Raw genomic sequence first — 22,438 nt, forward strand, 5'->3', positions numbered from 1 at the left:
TTGTCTGATAGTTAAGTGGGATGTGTATCGCCAAGCTGGCGATATGAAGCTTAGACAGTTCCTACGGCCTATCGATACTTCCTTTTCTACGCCCAGTGCCGCGCGCAAGCTTCTACGTCTGCTCTGCGGTGCCTTGTCGCTGTGCCTGCTGTGTAGCCTGGCGTTCGCCTTGAGCATGGCCTTCAACCACGAGGTATCGATCAGCCGGCGCCACATGAATGCAGCCATGTACGAGGCGCAGCTGTATCTCTTCCAGCGCGAGTCGTTGCTGGAGCATCTCAACCGCTCGGTCGTGCAGGTCTCCGCCGACCCGGCGCCAAGGTCCGATGAGCTGAATGAGCCGGTTCCGCCGTATGCCCGGGTGACGCTGCCACTGGGCAACGACGGGCGCCGCTGGGGGCTGGCTGTTTCCGGGCGCGATCTCGCCGAGCTGGAAGTGCTGCGCCTGAACCTGTTGTACGTTGAGCCTGCACCGCAGCCGGTGGTCAGCCGCCTGAACGGTCCCGCCAGCCCCGACCTGGTCATTCCGCCCGTGGTGCTGGAGGTGTTGCGCAATGCCGGGCCCGGTGCGGATGGGCAACTGCTCTGGCTTGCCGACCCGGCCGATCCGAAGTCGCGCCTGTACCTGATGAGCCGCATCCACCTGGGTGGACAGTCGGGCTGGCTAGGTCTCGAGCTATACGGAAGCGACCTGGCGGCGGCGCTGGCGGTGCCGGAGGCCGGGCATTACCTGCTGCTCGATGGGCACCACCAGATGATCCTCGGCAGCGATTCGCAGCCGATTTCCGCCGAGCAGTTCCGCACGATCTGGACGCGGGACAGTTTCGACTTCACCGGCGGCGGCCTGCTGCCGCAGCATGTGGCCCTGCTCATGCACATCGGCGCGTCGCACTGGTCGCTGATCTATTACCAGGAGGTGGGCGAACTGCTGCTCCGGCTGTGGCCGTTGCTGCTGATCACCGGGGTGTTCTGCCTGGGACTGATGCTGGCCGTGGCGCTCCTGTCCCGGCGCATCGACCAGCGTCTGATCCAGCCGGCGCAGCAGCGCCTGAGCGCCTTGAAGGAAAGCGAGGCATTTTCCCGTGCGGTGATCCAGACCTCGCCGGTGGCGTTGTGCGTGCTGCGTCGCATCGACGGAGAGGTGGTGCTGGAGAACCAGCAGGCCAGGCAGTGGCTGGGTGACGGTGGCGTGTTGCACCAGTCCGGCGGGCGCTGGATCGAGCAGGCCTTCGGCGGCGGCGGTGGGCCGGCCTGCGAAGAACTGACGGCCGGTGACGGGCGCCACCTCTACTTGACCTACGTGCCGACCCGCTACAACGGCGAGGAGGTCCTGTTCTGCGCCTTCAGCGACATCAGCGAGCGCAAGCGCGCGGAGGCGGAGATGGCCCATGCCAAGCAGTTGGCCGATGCCGCCAACGAGGCGAAGACGCTGTTCCTGGCAACCATGAGCCACGAGATCCGCACACCGCTGTACGGTGTGCTGGGAACCCTGGAGCTGCTCGGCCGGACCGCCCTGGACATGCAGCAGACGGGTTACCTGCAGGCCATCCAGCGCTCGTCCTCGACCTTGCTGCAACTGATCAGCGATGTGCTCGACGTTTCGAAGATCGAGGCCGGGCAACTGGTCCTGGAGCCGGTGGAGTTCTCACCGGTGGAGCTGACCGAAGAGGCCGTCCAGTCGTTCGCCGCCGCGGCCCAGGCCAAGGGCCTGCTGATCTATGCTTGCCTCGACCCGCAACTGCCGTCGCGTTTGCGCGGCGATGCCGCCTGCATCAGGCAGATTCTCAACAACCTGCTGAGCAATGCTGTGAAGTTCACCGACAATGGACGCATCGTGGTACGGGTGAAGGCCAGCGTCCTGGATGCCGAACGGCTGTCGCTGGTCTGGCAGGTGACCGATACCGGCGGGGGCATAGCTGCGGAGGAGCAGACTCGCCTGTTCGACCCCTTCTACCAGGTTGGGCGCAACGTGCACCAGGCCGGGGGCACCGGTCTGGGGTTGTCCATCTGCCAGCGCCTGACGCAGCTGATGAACGGCAGCCTGCAGGTGGTCAGCGAGGTCGGCCTGGGCAGCAGTTTCGCCTTGGCGTTGCCGCTGGAGCGGGCTGCGGGGGCCGCCGAGCAACAGGAACTGAGCGGTTGTAGCGTGCAGGTACTGTCGCCGGTGCGCGAACTGTCGGAGAGCCTCTGTGGCTGGATCCAGCGTTGGGGTGGCCGGGTACGGATCGCCTACCCCGGGCAGCGCGAAGAGGCCGACGAACGCACCGTGCTGGTGGAGCTTCAGTTGCCGGGCTCGCCGCTGGCGGAGATACTGGATTGGCCCGGCTGCCGGGTGATCGTGGGCGTGGATGGCTACACCGCGCCGCGCCGCCAGGATTGCGACTGGCTGGTAGGTTTGAACAGCCTGGAGGCCTTGCGTCGTGCCATCGGCCTGGCCCAGGGCTGCGTTAGCAGCGCCGCGAAATGCCAGGACCCGGTGGAGGAGAACCACGACCTGGGGCTGCGTGTCCTGGTGGCGGAAGACAATGTGATCAACCAACTGATTCTCAAGGACCAGTTGGAGGCGCTGGGGTGCTTGGTGGAACTGGTCTCCGATGGCCAGGAGGCCTTGCAGCGCTGGCGCCCGGAACGCTTCGACGCGGTGCTCACCGATGTCAACATGCCGCGCATGAATGGTTACCAACTGACCGCCGAGCTGCGCAGGCGCGGTTGCCGGCACCCGATCATAGGGGCCACGGCCAATGCCATGCGCGAGGAGCGCGAGCGTTGCCTGGCGGCAGGCATGAGCGATTGCCTGGTCAAGCCGGTGGACCTCGATTCCCTCTATCGCTGCCTGGCGCCGATCGGGGAGGTCGCTTGAGTACGTTGCCCTACCGGGTGCTGGTGGTGGAAGACCAGCTGTTCCAGCGCGAATACCTGATCAACCTGTTCCGCGAACGCGGCGTCGAGTCGGTGGTCGGTGTCGAGGGCGGCGTCGAAGCGTTGCGCTGGCTGGAACAGGAAGAGGTCGACCTGGTGCTCAGCGACCTGCTGATGCCGGGAATGGATGGCATTCAGCTGATCCAGCAGCTGTCCCTGCTGCAGCATCGGCCACAACTGGCGCTGATGAGTTCGACCTCGCGACGGATGATGGTCAGTGCCAGCCTGGTGGCCCAGGCGCTCGGCCTGTCGGTCATCGACCTGCTGCCCAAGCCGGCACTGCCAGCGTCCATCGACCGGCTCCTGCAGCGCCTGGACAAGCGTCTGCGCCAGGGGCTCAGGTTGCCGGCCGGCAGCCTGCGCTTCAGCCGTGAAGAGCTGGCCGGGGCATTGGAGCAGGGGCAGATGCAGGCCTGGTTCCAGGCGAAGAAGGCCTTGTGCAATGGCCGTATCGCCGCCGCCGAAGCCCTGGTGCGTTGGTTGCACCCGCAGCAGGGCCTGCTCCTGCCCGGCCGCTTCCTGGCCGACATCGAGGCCCATCATCTGCAGGAACCTCTGCTGTGGAGCATGCTGGGGCAGACTCTGCGGGCCCAGGCGATGTGGCGCGAGGCCGGCTACGAGGTACCGGTCTCGGTGAACCTGCCGACCCATCTGCTGGACAGCCCGGACCTGCCGGACCGTCTCTGCGACTTCGTCTGCTTCCATGGCGCCAGCCCCGGCGCACTGTGCTTCGAACTCACCGAAAGCAGCACCACTTTGCCATGCAACTACTACGCGGGTGCCTTCCGCCTGCGCATGAAGGGGTTCGGCCTGGCCCAGGACGATTTCGGCCAGGGCTACAGTTCGCTGTACAACCTGGTTTCCACCCCGTTCACCGAGCTGAAGATCGATCGTGCCCTGGTGCATGGCTGCGTCGAGGATTGCGACCTCTCCGCCGCCGTCGGCAGCAGTATCAGCCTGGGCCGCCAGCTCGGCCTGGAGGTGGTCGCCGAGGGCGTGGAAACCTGCGACGAGTTGAACCTGCTGCGGCGCCTGGGCTGTGACCGGGTGCAGGGGTTCCTGATTTCCGAGGCGGTCACCGCCCAGGTGTTCGAGCGCCAGCTGCAGGAGGATGGACCGGCGACCATCCGTTAGGGCGGGAGGGGCGTGCCGGTCGCGGAATGCGCCGGGGGCATCTACATTCAGCGCATCGACGCTGTTGGAGAACGCTCCCGCGCGGGCCAGATCGAATCATGGAACATGACAACGCCTTGATCCGGAAATGGGCGAGAACCTCGCATAACCTGAGCGTGGGTTTGCTCTGTGTATTCATCCTGGCCCTGTCGTTACTGGGTGTCTGCTACTGGGCCGTGGACCGGGTGGTCCAGGAAGAGAAGGACAAGATCAGCTTCCATTTTTCCCGGCTGATGGGCGACATCCGCGAGCACCAGGATTTCCTCGTGCGCATCGCCCAGCAGAGCGATGCCGTTACCCAGAAGAAGGACCAGGAAGTCGTGCCATTGCAACGCCGCCTGCTGACCAGTGAGAGCGGCCTGGATATCTACGAGGGCCGCGAGTTCTCCTTCGCCATGCCGTTCACCCTGGCCACCGATGGACGCGTGCCGCTCGACGATGAAGCCCAGGGACCGTTCGCCCTGGGGATCATGCTGGCCAATTTCTACGGTAGCTACTGGAGTACCTCGGCCTATCCGGCGCCACAGCTGTTGGTCTTCAACCTGACCGGCGATACCAGCCTGGCGGTGCCCGCCATCGATACCTCGGCGTTGCGCGGGGGGGTGCGCGATACCTATCCCGAACTGACGGCGCGGGTACTGGCGCGGGTACGCGAGCGACCCCCGGGGAGTGACGAGCTGCGGGTACACTGGGCACGTGCGGACTACTACCAGGGGGCCAGCCAGGAGCTGCTCGGCTACATCAGCCTGCAGCTGGCGGCACCACTCTGGTGGGGCGCCGGGGTGCGGCATGCCATCGTCGTCGCCAGCCTGCTCGACCTGGGGCGCATCAACGACTTCGAGCAGTTGCTCGATCGTCCTGGCTTCAGCACCCTGAGCCTGTTCTCCCCGGAGGGCGGGCACCTGCTCGGTCCGCCAGTGCCGGATGGGCTGGTCGATGGCCTGAGCTTCACCGGCGGCGGTGTCCTGCTGCGGCTGCGCAGCGCTGCGGACGGTGGCTGGACAGCGGTCTACGGCATCGATTACCCGCGTTTCTTCCGTTATGCCCAGTGGCCATTGCTGGGCAGCCTGCTGCTGCTGATGGGCGGCCTGCTGGCAGGCTGGTTCGGCTTGCAGTGGTATGCGCGGCGAGTGGTGGAACCGGCCAGGGAGGCACACCGGCAACTGGCCGAGAGCGATGCATTCAGCCGCACCATTATCCATACCGCGCCGGTGGCGCTGGCCGTGCTCAGCCACGATGGCCGGGAAGTGGTGATGCAGAACCGCCTGGCCTCGGAGTGGCTCGGCGAGGCTGACCAGATCCTTGCCCTGACTGCCGGCTGGAACCTCTTCGAAGCGGCGGGCTGGCCGCCCGGGGACGTCTGCACCATAGCCGACGGGCGCTACCTGCAGGCGGCCTTCGCGGCAACTCGCTACAACGGCGCGGATACCTTGCTCTGCGTGTTCAACGACGTCAGCCTGCACCGCGAGGCGGAGGCGATCCTGGTGGGCGCCAAGCGTGCGGCGGACTCCGCCAGCGAAGCCAAGACGCTGTTTCTCGCCAGCATGAGCCACGAGATCCGTACGCCGTTGTATGGCGTGCTCGGTACCCTGGAGCTGCTCGGCCTGACCGACCTGGACGCGCGGCAGCGCGGCTACCTGCAAACCATCCAGGACTCCTCGGCGGTACTGCTGCAACTGATCAGCGATGTGCTCGACGTCTCGAAGATCGAGGCCGGGCAGATGGCCCTGAACTTCGTCGATTTCAGCCCGCTGGAATTGCTGGAGGAGGTGCTGCGCAACTATGCGGCCAGTGCCGCGGCCAGGCACCTGCAATTCTATGGTTGCATCGATGCCGGGCTGCCACAGCAACTGCACGGCGATGCCGCGCGCATTCGCCAGATTCTCAACAACCTGGTGAGTAACGCCCTGAAGTTCACCGATGTCGGGCGCGTGGTGCTGCGCCTGAAAGTGCTCTCGCGGGACAATGGCCAGGTCCGCCTGCAGTGGCAGGTGGCCGATACCGGTATCGGTATCCCCCAGGGCAAGCAGCCACGGCTGTTCGAGGCCTTCTACCAGGTCAACGGCCAGCAACGTACCAGCGGCACCGGCCTGGGCCTGTCGATCTGCTGGCACCTGGCCCGGCTGATGGGGGGCAGCATGCAGGTGGTCAGCGAAGAGGGGCTGGGCAGCAGCTTCAGCCTGGTGGTAGACCTGGCGCAGGGCAGCGACGGGGCGCCTCCGCCGATAGCGGCTCCCGCGCAGCAGGAACCGGTCTATCTGCGTTGTTCCATTCGCGAACTGGCGGACAGCGTCGAGGTCTGGCTGGCGCGCTGGGGATACTGCGTGTTGTCCGGCGAGCCACCGGAAGAGGCGGCCGAATCGGCGATATTGCTGGAGCTGTTGCCGGTCCATGCGTCTCCCTTCACCTGGCGTGGGCCTCGGGTGCGTGCGGTGGTGGAGGCCGGCAGCCAACCGCAGTGGCGCGAAGACGGCTGGTACGTCAGCCTCTACAGCATGGCCGGCATCGTCCAGGCATTGGCGCAGGCCCGGGGCGGCAATGTCCGGGAGGCGCTGGCCCAGGATGTGGGGCGGCACCCTGGCCAACTGGGGCTGCGGGTCCTGGTGGCCGAAGACAACCCGGTCAATCAGAGGCTGCTGCGCGAGCAACTGGAGGAGCTCGGCTGCCACGTATGCCTGGCGGGAGATGGGCGCGAGGCCCTGCTGCTCTTCGACAGCCAATTGTTCGATGTGCTGCTCAGCGACGTGAACATGCCGAACATGAACGGCTACGAACTGACTCGGACGCTGCGCACGCGTGGCGAAGGCATACCGATCGTGGGGGTGACCGCCAATGCCATGCGCGAGGAGGGAGAGCGCTGCCGGGCGGTGGGTATGAATGCCTGGCTGGTCAAGCCGATCAGCCTGCAGACCCTGCACGATACCTTGAGTGGCCTGGCCGGCGACGTTACGTCCGTGGTCGAGGCCGGGCCATGGGGGGCCGGGCCAGTGGACGAGCCGGGCGCAGAACCGCTGCAGATACCCGGGAACATGCGCGAGCTGTTCCTGCAGACCATGGACAATGACCTGGGCACTGCCGAGAAGGCCTGTGGCCAGGGGGATGCGCAGGCCCTGCGGCAATGCGTGCACCGTATGGCCGGTGCCTTGGCGGTCGCGCGGGCACGGAGCCTGGTGGAGGACTGTCGCGAAGTGGAACAGGGTCTGCTCGACGGCCGCCTGTTGCCCGCCGCCCCGCAGGTGAGGCAACTCCTGGCACATATCGCGGCGGCGCTGCGGGGCGTGCGGGAACCAGGCTGAGTATCGCCGGCAGGCGTACCGGCATCACTGTCAGGATCCAAGAGAGCTTTATGGACAAGATCAAAATCGTGGTAGCCGATGACCATCCCATCGTACGGCTGGGGGTCCGTGACATGCTCGAACGCGACGGGCGTTTCCTGGTGGCGGGCGATGCCGCCAGCTCCAGCGAGCTGGTGCAGCTGTACCGCGAAATCGACCCGGACATCGTCGTCACCGACTACAACATGCCTGGCGACCAGCGCTATGGCGACGGCCTGAGGCTGGTCGACTACCTGCTGCGGAATTTCCCACGCACCCGCGTGCTGATCTTCACCATGCTCAACAACAACCTGATCCTCTCCAGCCTGTATGACCTCGGCGTGGCAGGCGTGGTATTGAAGAGCGGCGATCTCGACGAGATTCTCTGTGCTCTCGACGTCATGCTCCAGGGCCGCATCTATCGGGGAGCCAACATGCAGCTTCCCAACAGCGTGCTGGCCAATCGCGACGACGTGGAGGGCCGCATCGCCCGGCTGTCGCTGAAGGAGTTCGAGGTGCTGCGCCACTTCGTGTCCGGGCTGAGCGTGGGCGACATCGCCCAGGTGCTCAATCGCAGCGTGAAGACCGTGAGTGCGCAGAAGGTCTCGGCCATGCGCAAGCTGGAGGTGGACAGCGACCAGGCCCTGCTGACCTTCTGCGTCAAGGCCAACCTGTTCCAGTAGCGGCTCCGTCAGGGCGCCAGGGGCGCCTCGTGGGAGACGGGGAAGCCGGCATCGTCGACCAGGCTGAAGCGTACCCGTGCGCCGGCGGGGATGTCGCCGGGAGCGAGGCGGTAGCGTTTTTCGCCGAAGGGCGCGGCCATCATGTCCATCTGCTGTTCCGCCACCAGCGTGCGATTGCCGCCGGACAGCGCCAGGGTGGCGAAGGAGGCATGGTAAGGCGTCGGGTTACGGCACACCAGGAACCATTGACTGCCTTCGCGACTCAGGCTGAAACCGAGCTTGCCGGCGACTTCCCCGGGGGGCAGTGGCAGGTCCCTGGGCCGGTAGAAGATCTTCAGCTGGGTGTTCATGGCCAGCTCCACTCGCGTCGGATCGGGCTCCTTGCGCCCGGCGATCGGCGGGATCTCGTAGAGGTTCAGCCAGAACACCGATTCACGGTCGCGCGGCAACGTTTCGCCGTTGTGGAGGATGCGCAGCCCCTGCAGGCCGCCCGGCTGCAGGCGGAACACCGCCGGTAGCGCAAGGAACGGCGCCTGCGCGGTATCCGGGCTGCCGGTGCCGTCATCCACCCAGATCTGCACCACCACCGGATAGGGGTTGGTGTTGGCCAACATCAGCGAGCGCTCGCGCAGACCTTCGCCGTAGATGACCCGCGTGCCTCCGGCCAGCACACCGGCCTGTACCGGCGCCAGTGCGGCCAGTAGGGCGCACAGGGCCAGACAGCGGGCAAGGACGTTCATTGCACTTTCACCAGCACATAGGCAGTGGCGTGCACCTTGCCGGGCGTGGCGGTCTTGCCCGGCAGTTGCTGCAGGCTGGCGATGAAGGTCTGCAGGTAGTTGGTGTAGCCGGATTGCGAACTGCCCAGGGGGTTGGCGCCGGCCAGCACCGGGTACCAGCCGGCGTTGGCGCCGGTCGGATACTGGCTGGGGACGTTGCCGGTGTTGCCGGGCTGGCCGACGAAGACCATCGCGGTGCCGGTTCCGGCGTTCTTCAGGGTGATGCCGACACCCTGCGCCAGGCTCGGGTCATTGCCGTAGTTGTCAGAGACCAGGGCGTCCACGCCGCCGCTGCCGTTGATCAGGCCCAGGCTCTGGGCCGCGCTGTAGGCCCCCGGGGAGACCTGGATGCCCAGTGCGGTCTGGCCGCTGTTGGTGCCGGACAGGTTGTTCGAGGCTACCTGGTTGCTGCATTCGACCTGCACCGTGAAGTTGGCCTGGGCACTGGCGCCGGCCTGCAGCTGTTGCACTGACATGGTCTGGAACAGCACCAGTGGGGTGGCGTTGCGCGCCACGCAGGTGGCGGTCTGGCTGAGGCTGGCGGCGTTGCGCATGCCATAGCCGAAGCCGTTGTCGGCGCCCCAGAACCTGTAGCGGACGTTGCTATCCTCGCCGATCTCGTCGTGGGTGAGCCCCGGCCCGACCAGTTGGATGTAGGCGTTGGGCTGAATGCAGGTGTAGGTGCCCGAGGAACCCATGCCGCCACAATAGTTGCTCCCCGATCCGCTGGCGGGGGGCAGGTTGCTGATGCGGTACAGCTCGGCCTGCAGCGGGGGTACGTCCTGCAGGCGGATCTGGATGTTGCTGCCGGATTCCGCGTAGGTGGTCAGTGGGATCTTCTGCCAGTAGCGGCTGACGGTGACCCCGGACATGGTCTGCTTGAGGCCGACGTACTGGAACCAGGTGGCGTAGACCCCCGGCAGCCCATCGGCCGCGCCGGTTTCCCAGTAGCCGCCGACCCGGTCGTCGCCATTGGTGGCAACCAGGAAGTAGAGGTTCGGCAGGTCGGTCTTGGCGCAGGTCCAGAGCACCGTCGAGGCGTTGGCCCCGCCGTAGGTGTAGTTGGTCGGTGGCACCACGGCGGTGCCCAGCAGGCTGCCCACCGGTTGCAGGTAGGTGTCGGTGAGGTTGATCTTGCCGAAGGGGATCTGGGCGGTGTAGCCGTCTTCGGTCTGGGCTGCACCGCTTTGGGTGCAGTTGGCGTTGCCCAGCAGCGGCAGCCCCAGCAGGGCACAGAACAGTAACAGCGCGATGGGCATGGGGGATCGTGTATGCATGTTCGGCTCCGTGGATACCGTCATTCGCGGGTACAGGTGGCTTCCAGCTTGATCAGCACCTGCTCGAGGTCCTTGCCGGCGGTGTCGTAGGGCAGCTCGCAGCGCTCGCTGGCGTCGTCTCCCCAGCGCAGGGTCAGGCGGCCCTTGGGCTTGTCGCTGCGCACATAGACCTGGCCACCCTGGCCGACCATGCCGATCACGCTGCCGCTTTCGTCATAGGCTTCGGCACCCAGCGGCACGTTCTGCCCATCGGCCTGGTGGGTGCGGATCAGCAGGGCGTTGCCGGTACGGGTCTTGAACGTCACCTTCACCGCGGCGCCGGCATAGGGTGCCACGCGCTGCTCGCCGTCCTCCAGCTCGGCCTTGCCTTCCATGCCTTCGGGGTCGAGGGCGACGCTGTTGTAGCGGTAGGGCGTGATCGCCGGCACCAGGGCGTAGCCGTTGCCGTCGATGGTGGTGCTCTGGGAGTTGAGCACCTTGGCGCCGGTGGCGCCCTTGGCCTCGACCAGGGCGAAGGTGTCGCCCAGGTAGGGGCCGAAGGTGACCCCGCCGGAGTGGACGGCCAGTGCGCCCTGTGCGTTGCCCGCGGCCTGCCAGTAATCTTCGCCGCGCGAGGCGCTCAGGCCCAGGCTGGTAGTGGGCAGGCGTTTCTGCAGGTTGCCGTTCCATACCGTCTGGCGCTGTTCCTGGTCGCGGGTGACACCCATGCTGTAGCTCAGGGTCTGGTCCTGGTCGGCCATGCCGGACACGGTGCTCTGGTACTGGCTGCCGCCACTGCTGCTGTGGCTATAGGAGCTGCTCAGGGTTGGCGTGCGTGGGTTCGCCGTGTTGCCCAGTGGCAGGGAGACCGAGAGCGTGGTGATGGTGTCGATGCTGCCCGGACTGCTGCCGTTGTAGCCGAAGCCGGGGTTGGACGGATCGTTCTGGTCGTAGCCCCCCGGCACCCGCGAGTCGTAGCCGCCGATACGCTGCCGGGCCACGGACAGGTTGAGGCTCACGCCGTTGCTGAAGGCGTTGCCGTAGCCCAGTTGCAGTTGGGTGTCGCGGTCGCGGCCGTCGCGGTAGTTCTGCGTCGAGCCGGAGAGGAACAGGTTGCCGTAGCGGCCCAGGCTCTGGTTGACCGAGACCTCGAAGCGCGACTGCTGCTGGTAGGTGCTCGATTGCCAGGTATAGCCATCGCGCGCGGCATCGCGTACGCCGAGTACGTCGCCGAGGTCGCGGTAGCCGCTGGTGGAGTAGCGGTATCCGGCGATGGACAGGGTGGTGTTGGTCGGCTGGAAGGTCCGGCTGTAGGACAGGTGGGCCATCCAGCCGTCCAGGTAGCCGGTGTCCGGCAGATCGGCGCGTGAATAGGTCAGGTCGAGGCCGAAGGCGCCCAGGCTGCTGGCGTACACGCTACCCAGCATCAGCGCCTGGTAGCCGTCGGCGATTCGCACGCCGCTATTGGTGGTGATGGTGTTGCTCAGGCCGCGCTGGTAGGTAAGGTCGCTGAACAGCGAGTCCTCGCCGACGTCGCGGGTACGGCCGAGCGAGACGCTGTAGCGGGATACGCCTGGACGCAGGGACTCGGGCACCGCCGAGAAGGGCACGCTGAAACGGCTCACCGAGCCGTCCGCTTCGGTCACCTCGACATCGAGGTCGCCGTTGTAGCTGGTCGGGTAGAGGTCGGTGATCTCGAAGGGGCCGGGGGCCACGGTCGTCTGGTAGATCTCCTGGCCGTTCTGGCGGATCGACACCCTGGCGTTGGTCCGCGCCACGCCGCGCACGGTCGGGGCGTAGCCGCGCATGGAGTCCGGCAGCATGCGGTCGTCGCTGGACAGGTTGATGCCGGTGTAGCTCAGCCCGGAGAAGAAGCGCCCGGTGGTGTAGGTCTGGCCCAGCGACAGTTGGCTGTCCATGGACGGCAGCGGCCGCTGCACGTAGCTGCGGATGTTGTGCCAGTGGCTGCCGTAGTCGCGGTCGTAGGTCAGGTTCGACTGCTGGCGATACTGCCACATGCCCAGGTTCAGCCCGCCGTTGAGCGACAGGTAGGCGGAGTCCTGGCTGCCGGCGTAATCGCCGGTGTAGGACACGTGGTAGTAGTTGCCGATGTAGTTGACGAAGCCGATGGCGTTGCCGGCGTCCAGGTCGGAGGGGTTCACGTAGCCACGCGGCACTCGTTTCATCAGGCTCTGCGGCACGCTCAGGTCCAGGCGCAGACGGGCCATGTCCAACTGGCTGGAGCTGCCCTTGAGCGTCTGGCCCAGTGGCAGGCAACTGGCATTGGCGTCCTGCTGGGGACGTTCACCGGCGATGTTGGTCGCCTCGACCCCGGCATTCTCCAGCAGGGCCGGGGTCAGGCACGGCTGTACCTGGCCGTCGGCCACGCTGACGAACTGTACGTCGGCACGGTCGACGAAGCGGTTGTTGATGAACACGTCGACCTTGTAGGTTCCCGGCGCGACTGCGTTGACCTTGTTGAAGCGCGACAACGTCGCCTGGCTCAACGGACCTCCGCGGAACAGGCTGGAGTCGAAGACATAGCTGTCCGCCAGCAGTTCTTCCGTGGGTTTGCCGCCATTCGCCGTCATGGCGACCGCGGAACACAGCAGCAGTAGCGGCACCTGCAGGCGTGCGGTGGCGCCCGACGAGGCGCGTATGGAGCGCCACGAGGCAATGAACGGGAAGGCCATGGGCTGGGTCCGGGTCAGTGTTGCAGGGGCAGCTCGCTGCTGACGTCGACGCCGTAGTCGTTGACCAGGGTCAGGCGCAGGCGGGCGTTGCCCGCGGAGCCGAGCGGGGACGCGGGGCGCCATTGGGTTTGCGAATGTGGCGGGACCATCAGCGACTCGGCCAGGGGTATGTTCTTGCCGCCCAGTAGCAGGGTGGCCCGGCGCACCACGGCGTGATAGCCGGTGGGGTTGCCGACCTGCAGCGCTCCGTCGCGCAGTTGGAAGGTCATCTGCCTGGCCATGTCGTCCGGCGAGCCGGCCAGGCCCTTGGGCCGGTAGAACACTTTGAGGCGGCTGTTGATCATAAGCACCAGCTTGTTGGCGTCCTGGTCGCGGACCTTGATCGCCGGCACCTGGCTGAAGTTGAGGTAGAACACCGACTCGCGATCCTGTGGCAGCCCTTCGCCGCTGTAGATCAGCCGCACCATCTGCCCGGCATGGGGTTCCATGCGGAAGATCTGCGGGTTGGCGACGAAGGGGGCGTCGGCGGTTTCCACGGTGGATGCCGGGTTGCCCTTGTCCAGCCAGACCTGGACCAGGTTGGGGTGGTCGTCGGTATTGGTCAGCTGGAGGGTTTTTTCCTTGGCGGTGGCGGGATAGATGACCCGGGTTCCGGTCATCACCACGCTGGCCTGTGCCTGGCCCAGGCACAGGGCGGCCAGCAGAGCGAAGGTGATGGAGAGGCGCTTGAAGAGAATAGGCACGACAGCCTCCCGCGCGCGTTGGACGTACGCTGAGACGAAATTCAGGAAGCGCCCGCCTGTCGCGGCTTTTGCCGGCAGGCGGGCGGTACGGCGCTTACAGGTAGCTGAGGGTGTACTCGGCGACCGCGGTCACGGCACCGGCACCGGCGTTGCCGGCCACAGAGATGTACTGGGCGCCGAACTGGTAGCTGGCGCTGGTCTCACCGTCGGCCAGCACCAGGCCGGCCACCGGGGTCACGCCGTTGAGCACGACCGGGGTGGTGCCGGCGGCTTCCTTAGTTAGCTGGATGGCGACGTTGCTGGCCGGGTTGCTGGCCGCGATGTTGCCCAGGTTGCCCTCGGCGGTGACGTTGTGGCCGAGGAAATTGGTGGTGATGGCCAGGTCGCCGGTCGGTGCCTGGCATTCGCTGATGGATATGGTGAAGGGCGTCAGGCCGGCCTTGGAACCTGCGGCGCTCAGCTCGGTGGAGGCGACGGTGGGCAGCAGCACGATGCTGTTGGTCTCGCCGTTGATGCTGGCCTTGCAGGTCTGCGCAGTGACTTCACCCTGGAAGGTCACGGTCGGGGCGGCGAAGACGATGCCCGGGAGCGCGCCTACAGCGAAGAGCAGAGTCGAGAGTTTCATGATATTCACCCGATGATCGAGATTATTGGTGGTGTTTCCCCTCGTCACGGCGTTTGTCGTGGGTAGCAGGACAGGCCACTGCCCAGGCTTTCGGCCTTGCCTTCGGAAAACGCCTACAAATATCTCCGTAACCCTTCCTGGCTAACATCAGACGTTTCTCAAATCGGGCTTCTGAGAGCTGGCTCAAATAGCTGATTTGAATCAATTTTCCTTGACTTTTTGGCTGGCGGGCTTGGGTATCGGACGTTTCTGAAAACTGCCCGGCAGACCGTTGGTCTGCCGGGCGTGTTTTTTTCCACCGGTTGTCGATCCCTTCGCCCCCGGCACGACTATAGGTATCTGCGTCCCAACGCCCGGAGGAGCCGAGGATGAAATACCTGTGCCTGATCTACCTGGACGAGAAAGCCGCCGCGCAGCTGCCCGCCCATGACTACCGCGCCGTGGTGGAAGAATGCCTGGGCTACGAGCAGCAGCTGCGCGAGCGCGGCCAGCTGGTGGCGGTGGAGGCCCTGCAGTCGGTGGACACCGCCACCACCCTGCGCCACCGCGACGGCCAGCTGTCGGTCACCGACGGGCCCTTCGCCGAGACCCGCGAGCAGCTCGGCGGCTTCTACCTGATCGAGGCGCGCGACCTCAACGAGGCCATCCAGATCGCCGCGAAGATCCCGCCGGGGCGCCTGGGCTGCATCGAGGTGCGGCCGATCCGCGACTGGGAACAGCACTTCGCCGCCCAGGCCTGAGCCCCGTCGGCCGGCCGGCGCCCCCCGCGAAGAGGAGGAACGCCCATGAAAATCGATAACTTCACCCTGCCGCCCGTGGTGAGCCGCGAAGACTGGCTGGCCGCGCGCAAGCGCCTGTGGCAGCTGGAGCGCGAGGCCACCCACGCCCGTGACGCCCTGGCCGCCGAGCGGCGCAGGCTGCCGCTGGTGCGCATCGACAAGGACTACCGCTTCGAGGGCCCGGACGGCCCGCTGCGCCTGCTCGACCTGTTCGAGGGGCGGCCGCAGCTTATCGTCTACCACTTCATGTTCCACCGCGACCGTGGTGAGGGCTGCGAGGGCTGCTCGTTCCTGGTCGACAACCTCGGCCGCCTGGAGCACCTGCACGCCCGCGGCACCACCCTGGCCCTGGTGTCCCGCGCGCCCCTGGCGGAAATCGCCCCGTTCCGCACGCGCATGGGCTGGCGGCTGCCCTGGTACTCGTCCTTCGGCAGCGACTTCAACTACGACTTCCACGTCACCCTCGACGAGAAGGTGGCGCCGATCGAATACAACTACCGCGACCTGGACGAACTGCGGCGCCTGGGCCAGGACTACCACATCCAGGGCGAGCAGCCCGGCATGAGCGTGTTCCTGCGCGACGGCGACAGCGTCTACCACAGCTACTCCGCCTACGGCCGCGGGCTGGAGGCGCCGCTGTTCACCTACCATCTGCTCGACCTCACGCCACTGGGCCGCGGCGAGGGCTGGGGCGGCATGGCCGACCTCGACGGCAAGGGTATGAACTGGCTGCGCTACCATGACCGCTACGATGACGAGCAACCGCCGCACGGCTGCTGCGCGTCCTGAAAAGGAGGAATCGCCATGGGCAGTCCCATCGACCCGGCCATCCAGCGCCTGCTGGACGGCTGGCTGGAAGCGGTGCAGGCCGGCGACGTCGAGGCCATCGTCCGCCACTACAGCGACGACGTGCTGGCCTTCGATGCCGTGGGCAAGCTGCAGTTCGTCGGCCGCGAGGCCTATGCGCAGCACTGGCGCGCCTGCCTGCAGGCCTGCCAGCAGACGCGCTTCGAGCGCCACCACCTGGCGGTGGAGCAGGGCGGCGACGTCGCCTTCGGCCACTACCTGTCGTACTGCGGCGGCAAGGACGAGCAGGGCGAGGAAAAGGCCTCCTGGGCGCGGGTGACCTTCGGCCTGAGGCGGGTGGACGGGGAATGGAAGATCGTCCACGAGCACTTCTCCATTCCCTTCGACATGCACAGCGGGCAGTTGCTGTTCGACGCCCAGCCATGAGCCGGCCGCATGCATGACTACGCGCCGCCTTCGCTGCGGGACAGGGTGGATGACATCTACCGCCGCGAATCGCGGCGCGTGCTGGCCACGCTGATCCGCCTGCTGGGCGACTTCGACCGCGCCGAGGAGGCGCTGCACGACGCCTTCGCCGCCGCCGTGGAACAGTGGGGGCGCGATGGCCTGCCGCACAACCCGCGGGCCTGGCTGGTCTCCGCCGGGCGCTTCAAGGCCATCGACCACCTGCGCCGGCGGGTGCGCTTCGACGCCTCGCTGGAACAGATCGCCCGCCAGCTGGAGATCGACGCCCAGGGCGAGGAAGAGGCCGAGCACGAGGGCCTGGAGGACGACCGCCTGCGCCTGGTGTTCACCTGCTGCCACCCGGCGCTGGCCGCCGACGCCCAGGTGGCGCTGACCCTGCGCGAGGTCTGCGACCTGCGCACCGAGGAGATCGCCCGCGCCTTCCTCGCGCAGCCGGCGACCATCGCCCAGCGCATCGTCCGCGCCAAGCAGAAGATCCGCGATGCGCGCATCCCCTACCAGGTGCCGGAGCCGGCCGAGCTGCCGCAGCGCCTGGCCAGCGTGCTGCGGGTGGTGTACCTGGTGTTCAACGAGGGCTACGTGGCCTCCAGCGGCGAATCCCTGACCCGCGCAGAGCTGTCCGGCGAGGCCATCCGCCTCGGCCGGCAACTGCTGGAACTGCTGCCGGAGCCGGAAGTGATGGGCCTGCTGGCGCTGATGTTGCTGCAGGAGTCGCGGCGCGCCGCGCGCAGCGACGAGAACGGCGAACTGGTGCTGCTGGAGCACCAGGATCGCTCGCGCTGGGACAGGGCGCTGATCGCCGAGGGCCAGCGCCTGGTCGGCCTGGCCCTGGCCAGCCGCCGCTTCGGCCCCTACAGCCTGCAGGCGGCCCTGGCCGCGGTGCACGCCGAGGCCGCCGACCTGGCCAGCACCGACTGGCCGCGCCTGGTGGCGCTGTACGACGCGCTGCTGCAGCTGCAGCCCTCGCCGGTGGTGGAACTCAACCGCGCAGTGGCCCTGGCCATGCGCGATGGAGCGCAGGCCGGGCTGGACGCGGTGGACGCCATCCTCGCCCGCGGCGAGCTGGCCGACTACCACCTGGCCCACGCCGCCCGCGCCGACTTCTGCCGCCGCCTGGGCCGCACCGCCGAGGCCCGCGAGGCCTACCAGCGGGCGCTGGAACTGGTGCGCCTGGAGCCGGAGCGGCGCTTCCTCGAACAGCGTTTGCGGGCGTTGGAGGCATGACCAAGCCCGACCGTGCCGTAGGGCGAATAACCGTTCGCGGTTGTCCGCCGATTGGCCCATGCCGCAGCCGAGGCCCAGGTCGACCTTGGAGCCGCCTGGAAGCGAGGTTAAACGGCGGATAACGCGGAGCGTTATTCGCCCTACGCCAAGCTCGACCGTGATGTAGGGCGAATAACCGTTCGCGGTTATCCGCCGATTGGTCCATGCCGCAGCCGACGTCCAGGTCGGCCTTGGAGCTGCTTGGAGGCGAGGTTAAACGGCGGATAACGCGGAGCGTTATTCGCCCTACGCCAAGCCCATCCGTTACGTTTGCGCCGCCATTTCGCGCAGCTTTTCCAGCGACAGGATGCGCAGCTGCCGGTAGCCCAGCTCCAGCGCGCCGCCGGCCACCAGCTCGCGCAGTTCCAGGGACAGCGTCTGGCGGCTGATGCCGAGCATCATCGCCAGCTCGTCCTGGCTGATGCGCACCACCTGGCGCTGCTCGCCGTCGATGCTGCCGTCGCCGCGCGCCAGTTGTTCCAGGCGGCTGGCGATGCGGGCGCGGGTGGAGCGCAGCATGGCGTCTTCCAGCAGGCGGTAGACCAGGCGCGTGTGCTGCGCCTGGAGCACGCAGATGGCGCGGGCGAAGCCGTTGTCGAGCATCAGCCGGTCGAAGGTCGCCTGGTCGACGCCCAGCACTTCGCTGTCACGGCTGGCGATCACGTCGTGGGTGCGCGGCAGGCCGTCGAGCATCGAGGCCTCGCCGAACCAGTGGCCGGGCTCCAGCACCGCGAGGATGGCCTCCTTGCCGTCCTCGCGCAGGGTCGAGGCCTTCAGCTTGCCGTGCAGCAGGGTGAGGAAGTGCTCGCCGCGGTCGCCCTGGCGGAACACGAACTCGCCGGCGCGCAGCTGCTGGCGCCGGCCTTCGCTGGCCAGGGTGCGGCGCACCACGGGGGCCAGGCGGGCGAACCAGGGGTTGGCGCCCAGTTGCTGCAGGAGGTCTTCGGTATCGGGCATGGGGCGGGTTTGGGCAGGGGACCGCAGCACTTTGACCGCCTTGCCCGGCCGCTGCAAGCCATGGGCAATTGTCGGGTTTCCGGCAGTCCTGCGCCGCGTGCTGGCCTAGCCTGCCTGGCAACGCGGGCGGCGTGCGCCCGCAGGCCAAGGAGAACAACAACGATGAGTTTCGCAGCCAAGGTAGTGTGGATAACCGGCGCCTCTTCCGGCATCGGCGAGGCGCTGGCGCTGGCATTGCTGGAGCAGGGCGCCGAGGTGATCCTCTCCGGGCGTCGCGTCGAGGCCCTGCAGGCGCTGGCCGGGCGCGCCCCGCAACGCAGCCTGGTGCTGCCTTTCGAAAGCACCGACTACGAGCGCCTGCCGGCCCTGGTGGAGCAGGCCTGGGCCTGGCGCGGGCGCATCGACCTGCTGGTGAACAACGCCGGCGTCAGCCAGCGCAGCCTGGCCCTGGACACCGGCCTTGCGGTGTACCGGCAACTGATGGAAGTGGATTACCTGGCCCCCGTGGCCCTGACCCAGGCCCTGCTGCCGCGCCTGGTGGAACAGCGCGGCGGCCAGTTGGCGGTGGTCAGCTCGGTGGCCGGCAAGGTGGGCGCGCCGCTGCGCACCGGCTACTGCGGCGCCAAGCACGCGGTGGTCGGCTACTTCGAGGCGCTGCGCGCGGAAGTGGAGGCGGCCTACGGCATCGGCGTCAGCGTGATCCTGCCCGGCTCGGTGCGCACCGCCATCGCCCTGAACTCCCTGGAAGGCAACGGCAGCCAGCGCGGCCGCTCGGACACCAACATCGACAACGGCATCGACCCGGCGGTGGCCGCGCAGACCATCCTTGCCGGCCTGGCCGCGCGGCAGCATGACATCGTGGTCGCCGAAGGCATGGAGAAAATGGCCCTGCAACTGCGCCAGGCCGACCCGGAGAAACTCTTCGCCCTGGTCGCCCAGGAGGGCGCGCGCCTGGCGCAGCAGCGCGAGGAACTGGGGGCTGGGGCGTCCATCGATCCGGGGGATGTGAGCCGGTTGCAGGGCTGAGCCCGGCGCGGCTGGGGCCTATCGCGGACGGAGTCCGCTCCTACGACCGTGCCTCCATGGAAACGTAGGGCGCATAACCGTTCGCGGTTATCCGCCGCCGGCCAGGGCGCCGGCGTCTCGTCCTGGCACCGTAGGAGCGGACTCCGTCCGCGATCATCCGCCCAGGGTTGCGCGGGCGATACGCGGTGGGGCGTCTTTGCTAAGCTGCCGGGCGCTGCAATCCATTCGAGGTTCCGCCATGCGCAAATCCCCCCTGCTCGCCACCTTCGGCCTGCTCGCCATCCTCAACGCCCCCGCCGTCTTCGCCCACGCCCACCTGAAGAGCGAAACCCCCGCCGCCGACAGCACCGCCGCCGCTCCCAAGGAGCTGCGCCTGAGCTTCTCCGAAGGTGTCGAGGCGAAGTTCACCAAGGTCACGGTCACCGCCGCCGACAGCAAGGCTGTGAAGGTGGTCGGCATCGCCACCACCGAGGGCGATGCCAAGGTGCTGGTGGTGACCTTCGACCAGCCGCTGCCGGCCGGCGAGTACAAGGTGGAATGGCACGCCGTTTCGGTGGACACCCACAAGAGCAACGGCAGCTACGCCTTCAAGGTCGCGCCCTGAGCCATGCCCGTTCCAGCCGGGGGCGCATCCGCCATGGATGACGCCCTGGTCTTCTGTCGTTTCCTGCACCTGCTGCTGACCCTCACGCTATTCGGGGTGGCGCTGTTCCGTGCGGTGCTGCGCCGCCAGGAGGGCGCCGTGCTCGCCGCACTGGATGGGCGGGTGCTCGCCGGCTTGCGTGGCGCCGCCGCGCTGGCGCTGCTCAGTGGCCTGGCCTGGCCTGGCTCGGCCTGGTGGCGGCGAGCATGGCTGGCGAGTGGTCCGCCGCGCTGGACGGGCCGACGCTGCGGCTGGTGCTGGGGCAGACCTTCTTCGGCCAGGTCTGGGCCTGGCACCTGCTGGCGAACGTCGCGTTGCTGGTGGCGCTGTGCCTACCCTTGTCGGCGGACAACCCGCTGCGTGTGCTGCTGGCCGGGGCCGTACTGGCCAGCCTGGCGCCGGTGGGCCACGGCGCCATGCTCGACGGCTGGGCCGGCATCGGCCTGATGCTCAACCAGGCCCTGCACCTGCTCTGCGCCGGCGCCTGGCTCGGCGGCCTGCTGTTGCTGGCGGCGCTGCTCTACCGCGCGCCGGACTCCACCCATGGCGAGGCGCTGCGGCGCTTCAGCGGCGTGGGCTACCTGCTGGTGGCCGGGGTGGCGGCCAGCGGGCTGGTGAACGTCTGGGCGCTGGTCGGGCAATGGCCGGACCCGCGGGTTTCCACCTTCGGTTTCGTGCTGACGATCAAGTTGCTGCTGGTGGCGGGGATGCTCGCGCTGGCGCTGCTCAACCGCGTGGCCCTGGCGTTTCGCGAGAAGCGCCTGCTGGCGCTGCGGCGCAGCGTGGTGCTGGAGTGGGCGTGCGGGGTGGCCGCGGTGGCGGCGGTGTCGTTGCTGGGGACCTTGTCGCCGGCGGGGTAGGGGCGCCAAGGTCAGGCGGCGGATAACCGCGAACGGTTATCCGCCCTACGTAGTGGGTGAGCCTGGCGTAGGGCGAATAACGCCTACGGCGTTATCCGCCGTTTGACCTTGCGCCCAGGCGGCCCCGAGGTTGACCTTGGCTGTTCAACGCGCCGGCAGAATCACCCCGCGGCACTCGCCGAAGCCGATGCGCGGGTGGCCTTCGCATTCGCACCAGGCGCGGAAGATCACTTCGTCGCCGTCCTGCAGGAAGGTGCGCTGCTCGCCGCCGGGCAGTTCCAGCGGCTGCTTGCCGCCGAAGGTGCTCTCCAGCAGGCTGCCGAAGGCTTCCGGCTGCGGCCCGGAGAGGGTGCCGGAGCCGAACAGGTCGCCGGCCTGCAGCTTGCAGCCGCCGACGCTGTGGTGGGCGACCATCTGCGCCACCGTCCAGTACATGTTCCGGGTGTTGCTCAGCGCCAGGCGCACGGGCTCGACGCCCTGCTCGCGCATGGCCGCCGTCTGCAGCAGCACTTCCAGCTGGATGTCGAGGGCGCCGTGGGCCTGGTCGTGCTCGTCCAGCAGGTAGGGCAGCGGCTGCGGGTCACCCTCGGGGCGCGGCGGCTGGGCCTTGCGGAAGGGCGCCAGGGCCTCGGCGGTGACCACCCAGGGCGACACGCTGGTGGCGAAGTTCTTCGCCAGGAAGGGGCCCAGCGGCTGGTATTCCCAGGCCTGCACGTCGCGCGCCGACCAGTCGTTGAGCAGGCAATAGCCGGCCACGTGCTGCTCGGCCTGGCCGATGCCGATGGCCTCGCCCATGGCGTTGCCCGGGCCGATCCAGATGCCCAGTTCCAGTTCGTAGTCCAGGCGCTTGCTCGGGCCGAAGGCCGGGGCCTCGGCGCCGGGCGCCAGGGTCTGGCCGTTGGGCCGGCGCACCGCGGCGCCGGAGGCGACCACGGTGGAGGCGCGGCCGTGGTAACCGATGGGCACGTGCTTGTAGTTGGGCAGCAGCGGGTTGTCCGGGCGGAACAGGCGGCCGACGTTGTTGGCGTGGTGGATGCCGACGTAGAAGTCGGTGTAGTCGCCCACCTGGGCCGGCAGGTGCAGCTGGCAGCCGGCCTGGGCCGGCAGCAGCCCGGCGCCCAGTTCCTGCATCTGCGCCTGGCGCGGGCTGCCTTCGGCCAGCAGCGCCTGCAGCTGCTCGCGCAGCACGCGGCGCGGGCCGGCGCCGAGGGCGAAGAAGGCGTTGAGGCTGGCGCCGCTGGCGGCTTCGGCGGCGTGGCGGGCCTCGCCCTCGAACAGGTCGGCGGCCAGCGCCGCCTTCAGGTCGAGGATGTGCTCGCCGATGGCCACGCCGCCGCGCGGTTCGCGGCCGGGGCTGCTGAACACGCCCAGCGGCAGGTTCTGCAGGGGGAAGTCGGGGTGGCCGTTGGCGGATTCGATCCAGCTGCGGCGGTTGTCTGCCTGGTTCATGGGG

Annotated in this window: 17 protein-coding genes and 1 pseudogene; 11 read left to right on the forward strand and 7 right to left on the reverse strand. The window is 67.7% G+C overall.

Annotation, left to right across the window (positions count from 1 at the left end):
- The first annotated feature begins 43 nt into the window (after nt 1-43).
- The 4 genes from VV867_RS11495 to VV867_RS11510 all read left to right on the forward strand — a co-directional run bounded on the left by VV867_RS11495 (nt 44) and on the right by VV867_RS11510 (nt 8,089).
- On the forward strand, nt 44-2,860 hold the full coding sequence (locus tag VV867_RS11495; protein WP_328566415.1) for an ATP-binding protein: 2,817 nt from the start codon (nt 44-46) through the stop codon (nt 2,858-2,860).
- Nucleotides 2,857-4,053 (forward strand): EAL domain-containing response regulator, encoded by a 1,197-nt coding sequence (locus VV867_RS11500; RefSeq protein WP_328566416.1) that lies wholly within the window; start codon nt 2,857-2,859, stop codon nt 4,051-4,053. The genes VV867_RS11495 and VV867_RS11500 overlap by 4 nt, the downstream gene beginning before the upstream one ends.
- Before the next feature lie 98 nt (nt 4,054-4,151).
- On the forward strand, nt 4,152-7,388 hold the full coding sequence (locus VV867_RS11505) for a hybrid sensor histidine kinase/response regulator (RefSeq protein ID WP_328566417.1): 3,237 nt from the start codon (nt 4,152-4,154) through the stop codon (nt 7,386-7,388).
- Nucleotides 7,389-7,438: 50 nt separating this feature from the next.
- Nucleotides 7,439-8,089, forward strand: coding sequence for a response regulator (locus VV867_RS11510; protein ID WP_328566418.1), 651 nt, complete (start codon nt 7,439-7,441; stop codon nt 8,087-8,089).
- Nucleotides 8,090-8,097: 8 nt separating this feature from the next.
- Here VV867_RS11510 and VV867_RS11515 read toward each other — a convergent pair whose 3' ends face one another.
- The 5 genes from VV867_RS11515 to VV867_RS11535 all read right to left on the reverse strand — a co-directional run bounded on the left by VV867_RS11515 (nt 8,098) and on the right by VV867_RS11535 (nt 14,185).
- Nucleotides 8,098-8,829, reverse strand: a complete 732-nt coding sequence (locus tag VV867_RS11515; protein WP_328566419.1) for a fimbrial biogenesis chaperone — start codon at nt 8,827-8,829, stop codon at nt 8,098-8,100.
- Nucleotides 8,826-10,145, reverse strand: coding sequence for a fimbrial protein (locus tag VV867_RS11520; protein WP_328566420.1), 1,320 nt, complete (start codon nt 10,143-10,145; stop codon nt 8,826-8,828). The genes VV867_RS11515 and VV867_RS11520 overlap by 4 nt, the downstream gene beginning before the upstream one ends.
- A 20-nt stretch (nt 10,146-10,165) precedes the next feature.
- The gene (locus VV867_RS11525; RefSeq protein ID WP_328566421.1) at nt 10,166-12,817 is read right to left on the reverse strand and encodes a fimbria/pilus outer membrane usher protein; all 2,652 of its coding nucleotides are present in this window, start codon (nt 12,815-12,817) and stop codon (nt 10,166-10,168) included.
- 14 nt (nt 12,818-12,831) lie between these two features.
- Complete coding sequence (locus tag VV867_RS11530) at nt 12,832-13,560, reverse strand: fimbrial biogenesis chaperone (protein ID WP_328566422.1); 729 nt, start codon at nt 13,558-13,560, stop codon at nt 12,832-12,834.
- Between the two features lie 94 nt (nt 13,561-13,654).
- Nucleotides 13,655-14,185: a fimbrial protein gene (locus tag VV867_RS11535; protein ID WP_328566423.1), complete on the reverse strand. Its 531-nt coding sequence runs from the start codon at nt 14,183-14,185 to the stop codon at nt 13,655-13,657.
- Between the two features lie 368 nt (nt 14,186-14,553).
- On the opposite strand from VV867_RS11535, the gene VV867_RS11540 reads away from it, so the two are divergent.
- Genes VV867_RS11540 through VV867_RS11555 form a run of 4 tightly spaced genes read left to right on the forward strand, consistent with a single transcriptional unit; the run spans nt 14,554 to nt 17,460 of the window.
- Nucleotides 14,554-14,925 (forward strand): YciI family protein, encoded by a 372-nt coding sequence (locus tag VV867_RS11540; RefSeq protein ID WP_089394225.1) that lies wholly within the window; start codon nt 14,554-14,556, stop codon nt 14,923-14,925.
- Between the two features lie 45 nt (nt 14,926-14,970).
- Nucleotides 14,971-15,753, forward strand: a complete 783-nt coding sequence (locus VV867_RS11545; protein WP_275627485.1) for a DUF899 domain-containing protein — start codon at nt 14,971-14,973, stop codon at nt 15,751-15,753.
- A 15-nt stretch (nt 15,754-15,768) separates the two neighbouring features.
- On the forward strand, nt 15,769-16,197 hold the full coding sequence (locus VV867_RS11550; protein WP_109936485.1) for a YybH family protein: 429 nt from the start codon (nt 15,769-15,771) through the stop codon (nt 16,195-16,197).
- 9 nt (nt 16,198-16,206) lie between these two features.
- Nucleotides 16,207-17,460, forward strand: coding sequence for an RNA polymerase sigma factor (locus VV867_RS11555; protein WP_328566424.1), 1,254 nt, complete (start codon nt 16,207-16,209; stop codon nt 17,458-17,460).
- A gap of 303 nt (nt 17,461-17,763) precedes the next feature.
- Here the strand turns inward: VV867_RS11555 and VV867_RS11560 are convergent, their stop codons facing one another.
- The gene (locus tag VV867_RS11560) at nt 17,764-18,456 is read right to left on the reverse strand and encodes a Crp/Fnr family transcriptional regulator (protein ID WP_328566425.1); all 693 of its coding nucleotides are present in this window, start codon (nt 18,454-18,456) and stop codon (nt 17,764-17,766) included.
- A 162-nt stretch (nt 18,457-18,618) separates the two neighbouring features.
- Here VV867_RS11560 and VV867_RS11565 point away from each other — a divergent pair, with 162 nt between their 5' ends.
- The 3 genes and pseudogenes from VV867_RS11565 to copD all read left to right on the forward strand — a co-directional run bounded on the left by VV867_RS11565 (nt 18,619) and on the right by copD (nt 20,985).
- A complete protein-coding gene (locus VV867_RS11565) occupies nt 18,619-19,482 on the forward strand; it encodes an SDR family NAD(P)-dependent oxidoreductase (protein WP_109936482.1) in 864 nt (287 codons plus the stop codon).
- Nucleotides 19,483-19,720: 238 nt separating this feature from the next.
- Nucleotides 19,721-20,086, forward strand: a complete 366-nt coding sequence (gene copC, locus VV867_RS11570; RefSeq protein WP_328566426.1) for a copper homeostasis periplasmic binding protein CopC — start codon at nt 19,721-19,723, stop codon at nt 20,084-20,086.
- 33 nt (nt 20,087-20,119) lie between these two features.
- Nucleotides 20,120-20,985 (forward strand): annotated as a pseudogene (gene copD, locus VV867_RS11575) (copper homeostasis membrane protein CopD).
- Nucleotides 20,986-21,129: 144 nt separating this feature from the next.
- On the opposite strand, the gene fahA reads toward copD, so the two are convergent.
- Entirely contained in the window at nt 21,130-22,434 is a 1,305-nt protein-coding gene (gene fahA, locus VV867_RS11580) for a fumarylacetoacetase (protein ID WP_328566427.1), read from the reverse strand.
- Nucleotides 22,435-22,438 lie beyond the last annotated feature (4 nt).

The organism is Pseudomonas sp. JH-2 (assembly GCF_036231725.1).
Lineage (GTDB): Bacteria > Pseudomonadota > Gammaproteobacteria > Pseudomonadales > Pseudomonadaceae > Pseudomonas > Pseudomonas delhiensis.

Excerpts from the sequence above, each read along its gene's own strand:
- VV867_RS11495 (WP_328566415.1), top strand. The coding sequence starts at position 44 with ATGAAGCTTAGACAGTTCCTACGGCCTATCGATACTTCCTTTTCTACG.
- VV867_RS11505 (WP_328566417.1), top strand. The coding sequence starts at position 4,152 with ATGGAACATGACAACGCCTTGATCCGGAAATGGGCGAGAACCTCGCAT.
- VV867_RS11510 (WP_328566418.1), top strand. The coding sequence starts at position 7,439 with ATGGACAAGATCAAAATCGTGGTAGCCGATGACCATCCCATCGTACGG.
- VV867_RS11515 (WP_328566419.1), bottom strand. The coding sequence starts at position 8,829 with ATGAACGTCCTTGCCCGCTGTCTGGCCCTGTGCGCCCTACTGGCCGCA.
- VV867_RS11520 (WP_328566420.1), bottom strand. The coding sequence starts at position 10,145 with ATGCATACACGATCCCCCATGCCCATCGCGCTGTTACTGTTCTGTGCC.
- VV867_RS11525 (WP_328566421.1), bottom strand. The coding sequence starts at position 12,817 with ATGGCCTTCCCGTTCATTGCCTCGTGGCGCTCCATACGCGCCTCGTCG.
- VV867_RS11535 (WP_328566423.1), bottom strand. The coding sequence starts at position 14,185 with ATGAAACTCTCGACTCTGCTCTTCGCTGTAGGCGCGCTCCCGGGCATC.
- VV867_RS11540 (WP_089394225.1), top strand. The coding sequence starts at position 14,554 with ATGAAATACCTGTGCCTGATCTACCTGGACGAGAAAGCCGCCGCGCAG.
- VV867_RS11545 (WP_275627485.1), top strand. The coding sequence starts at position 14,971 with ATGAAAATCGATAACTTCACCCTGCCGCCCGTGGTGAGCCGCGAAGAC.
- VV867_RS11550 (WP_109936485.1), top strand. The coding sequence starts at position 15,769 with ATGGGCAGTCCCATCGACCCGGCCATCCAGCGCCTGCTGGACGGCTGG.
- VV867_RS11555 (WP_328566424.1), top strand. The coding sequence starts at position 16,207 with ATGCATGACTACGCGCCGCCTTCGCTGCGGGACAGGGTGGATGACATC.
- VV867_RS11560 (WP_328566425.1), bottom strand. The coding sequence starts at position 18,456 with ATGCCCGATACCGAAGACCTCCTGCAGCAACTGGGCGCCAACCCCTGG.
- VV867_RS11565 (WP_109936482.1), top strand. The coding sequence starts at position 18,619 with ATGAGTTTCGCAGCCAAGGTAGTGTGGATAACCGGCGCCTCTTCCGGC.
- copC (WP_328566426.1), top strand. The coding sequence starts at position 19,721 with ATGCGCAAATCCCCCCTGCTCGCCACCTTCGGCCTGCTCGCCATCCTC.
- fahA (WP_328566427.1), bottom strand. The coding sequence starts at position 22,434 with ATGAACCAGGCAGACAACCGCCGCAGCTGGATCGAATCCGCCAACGGC.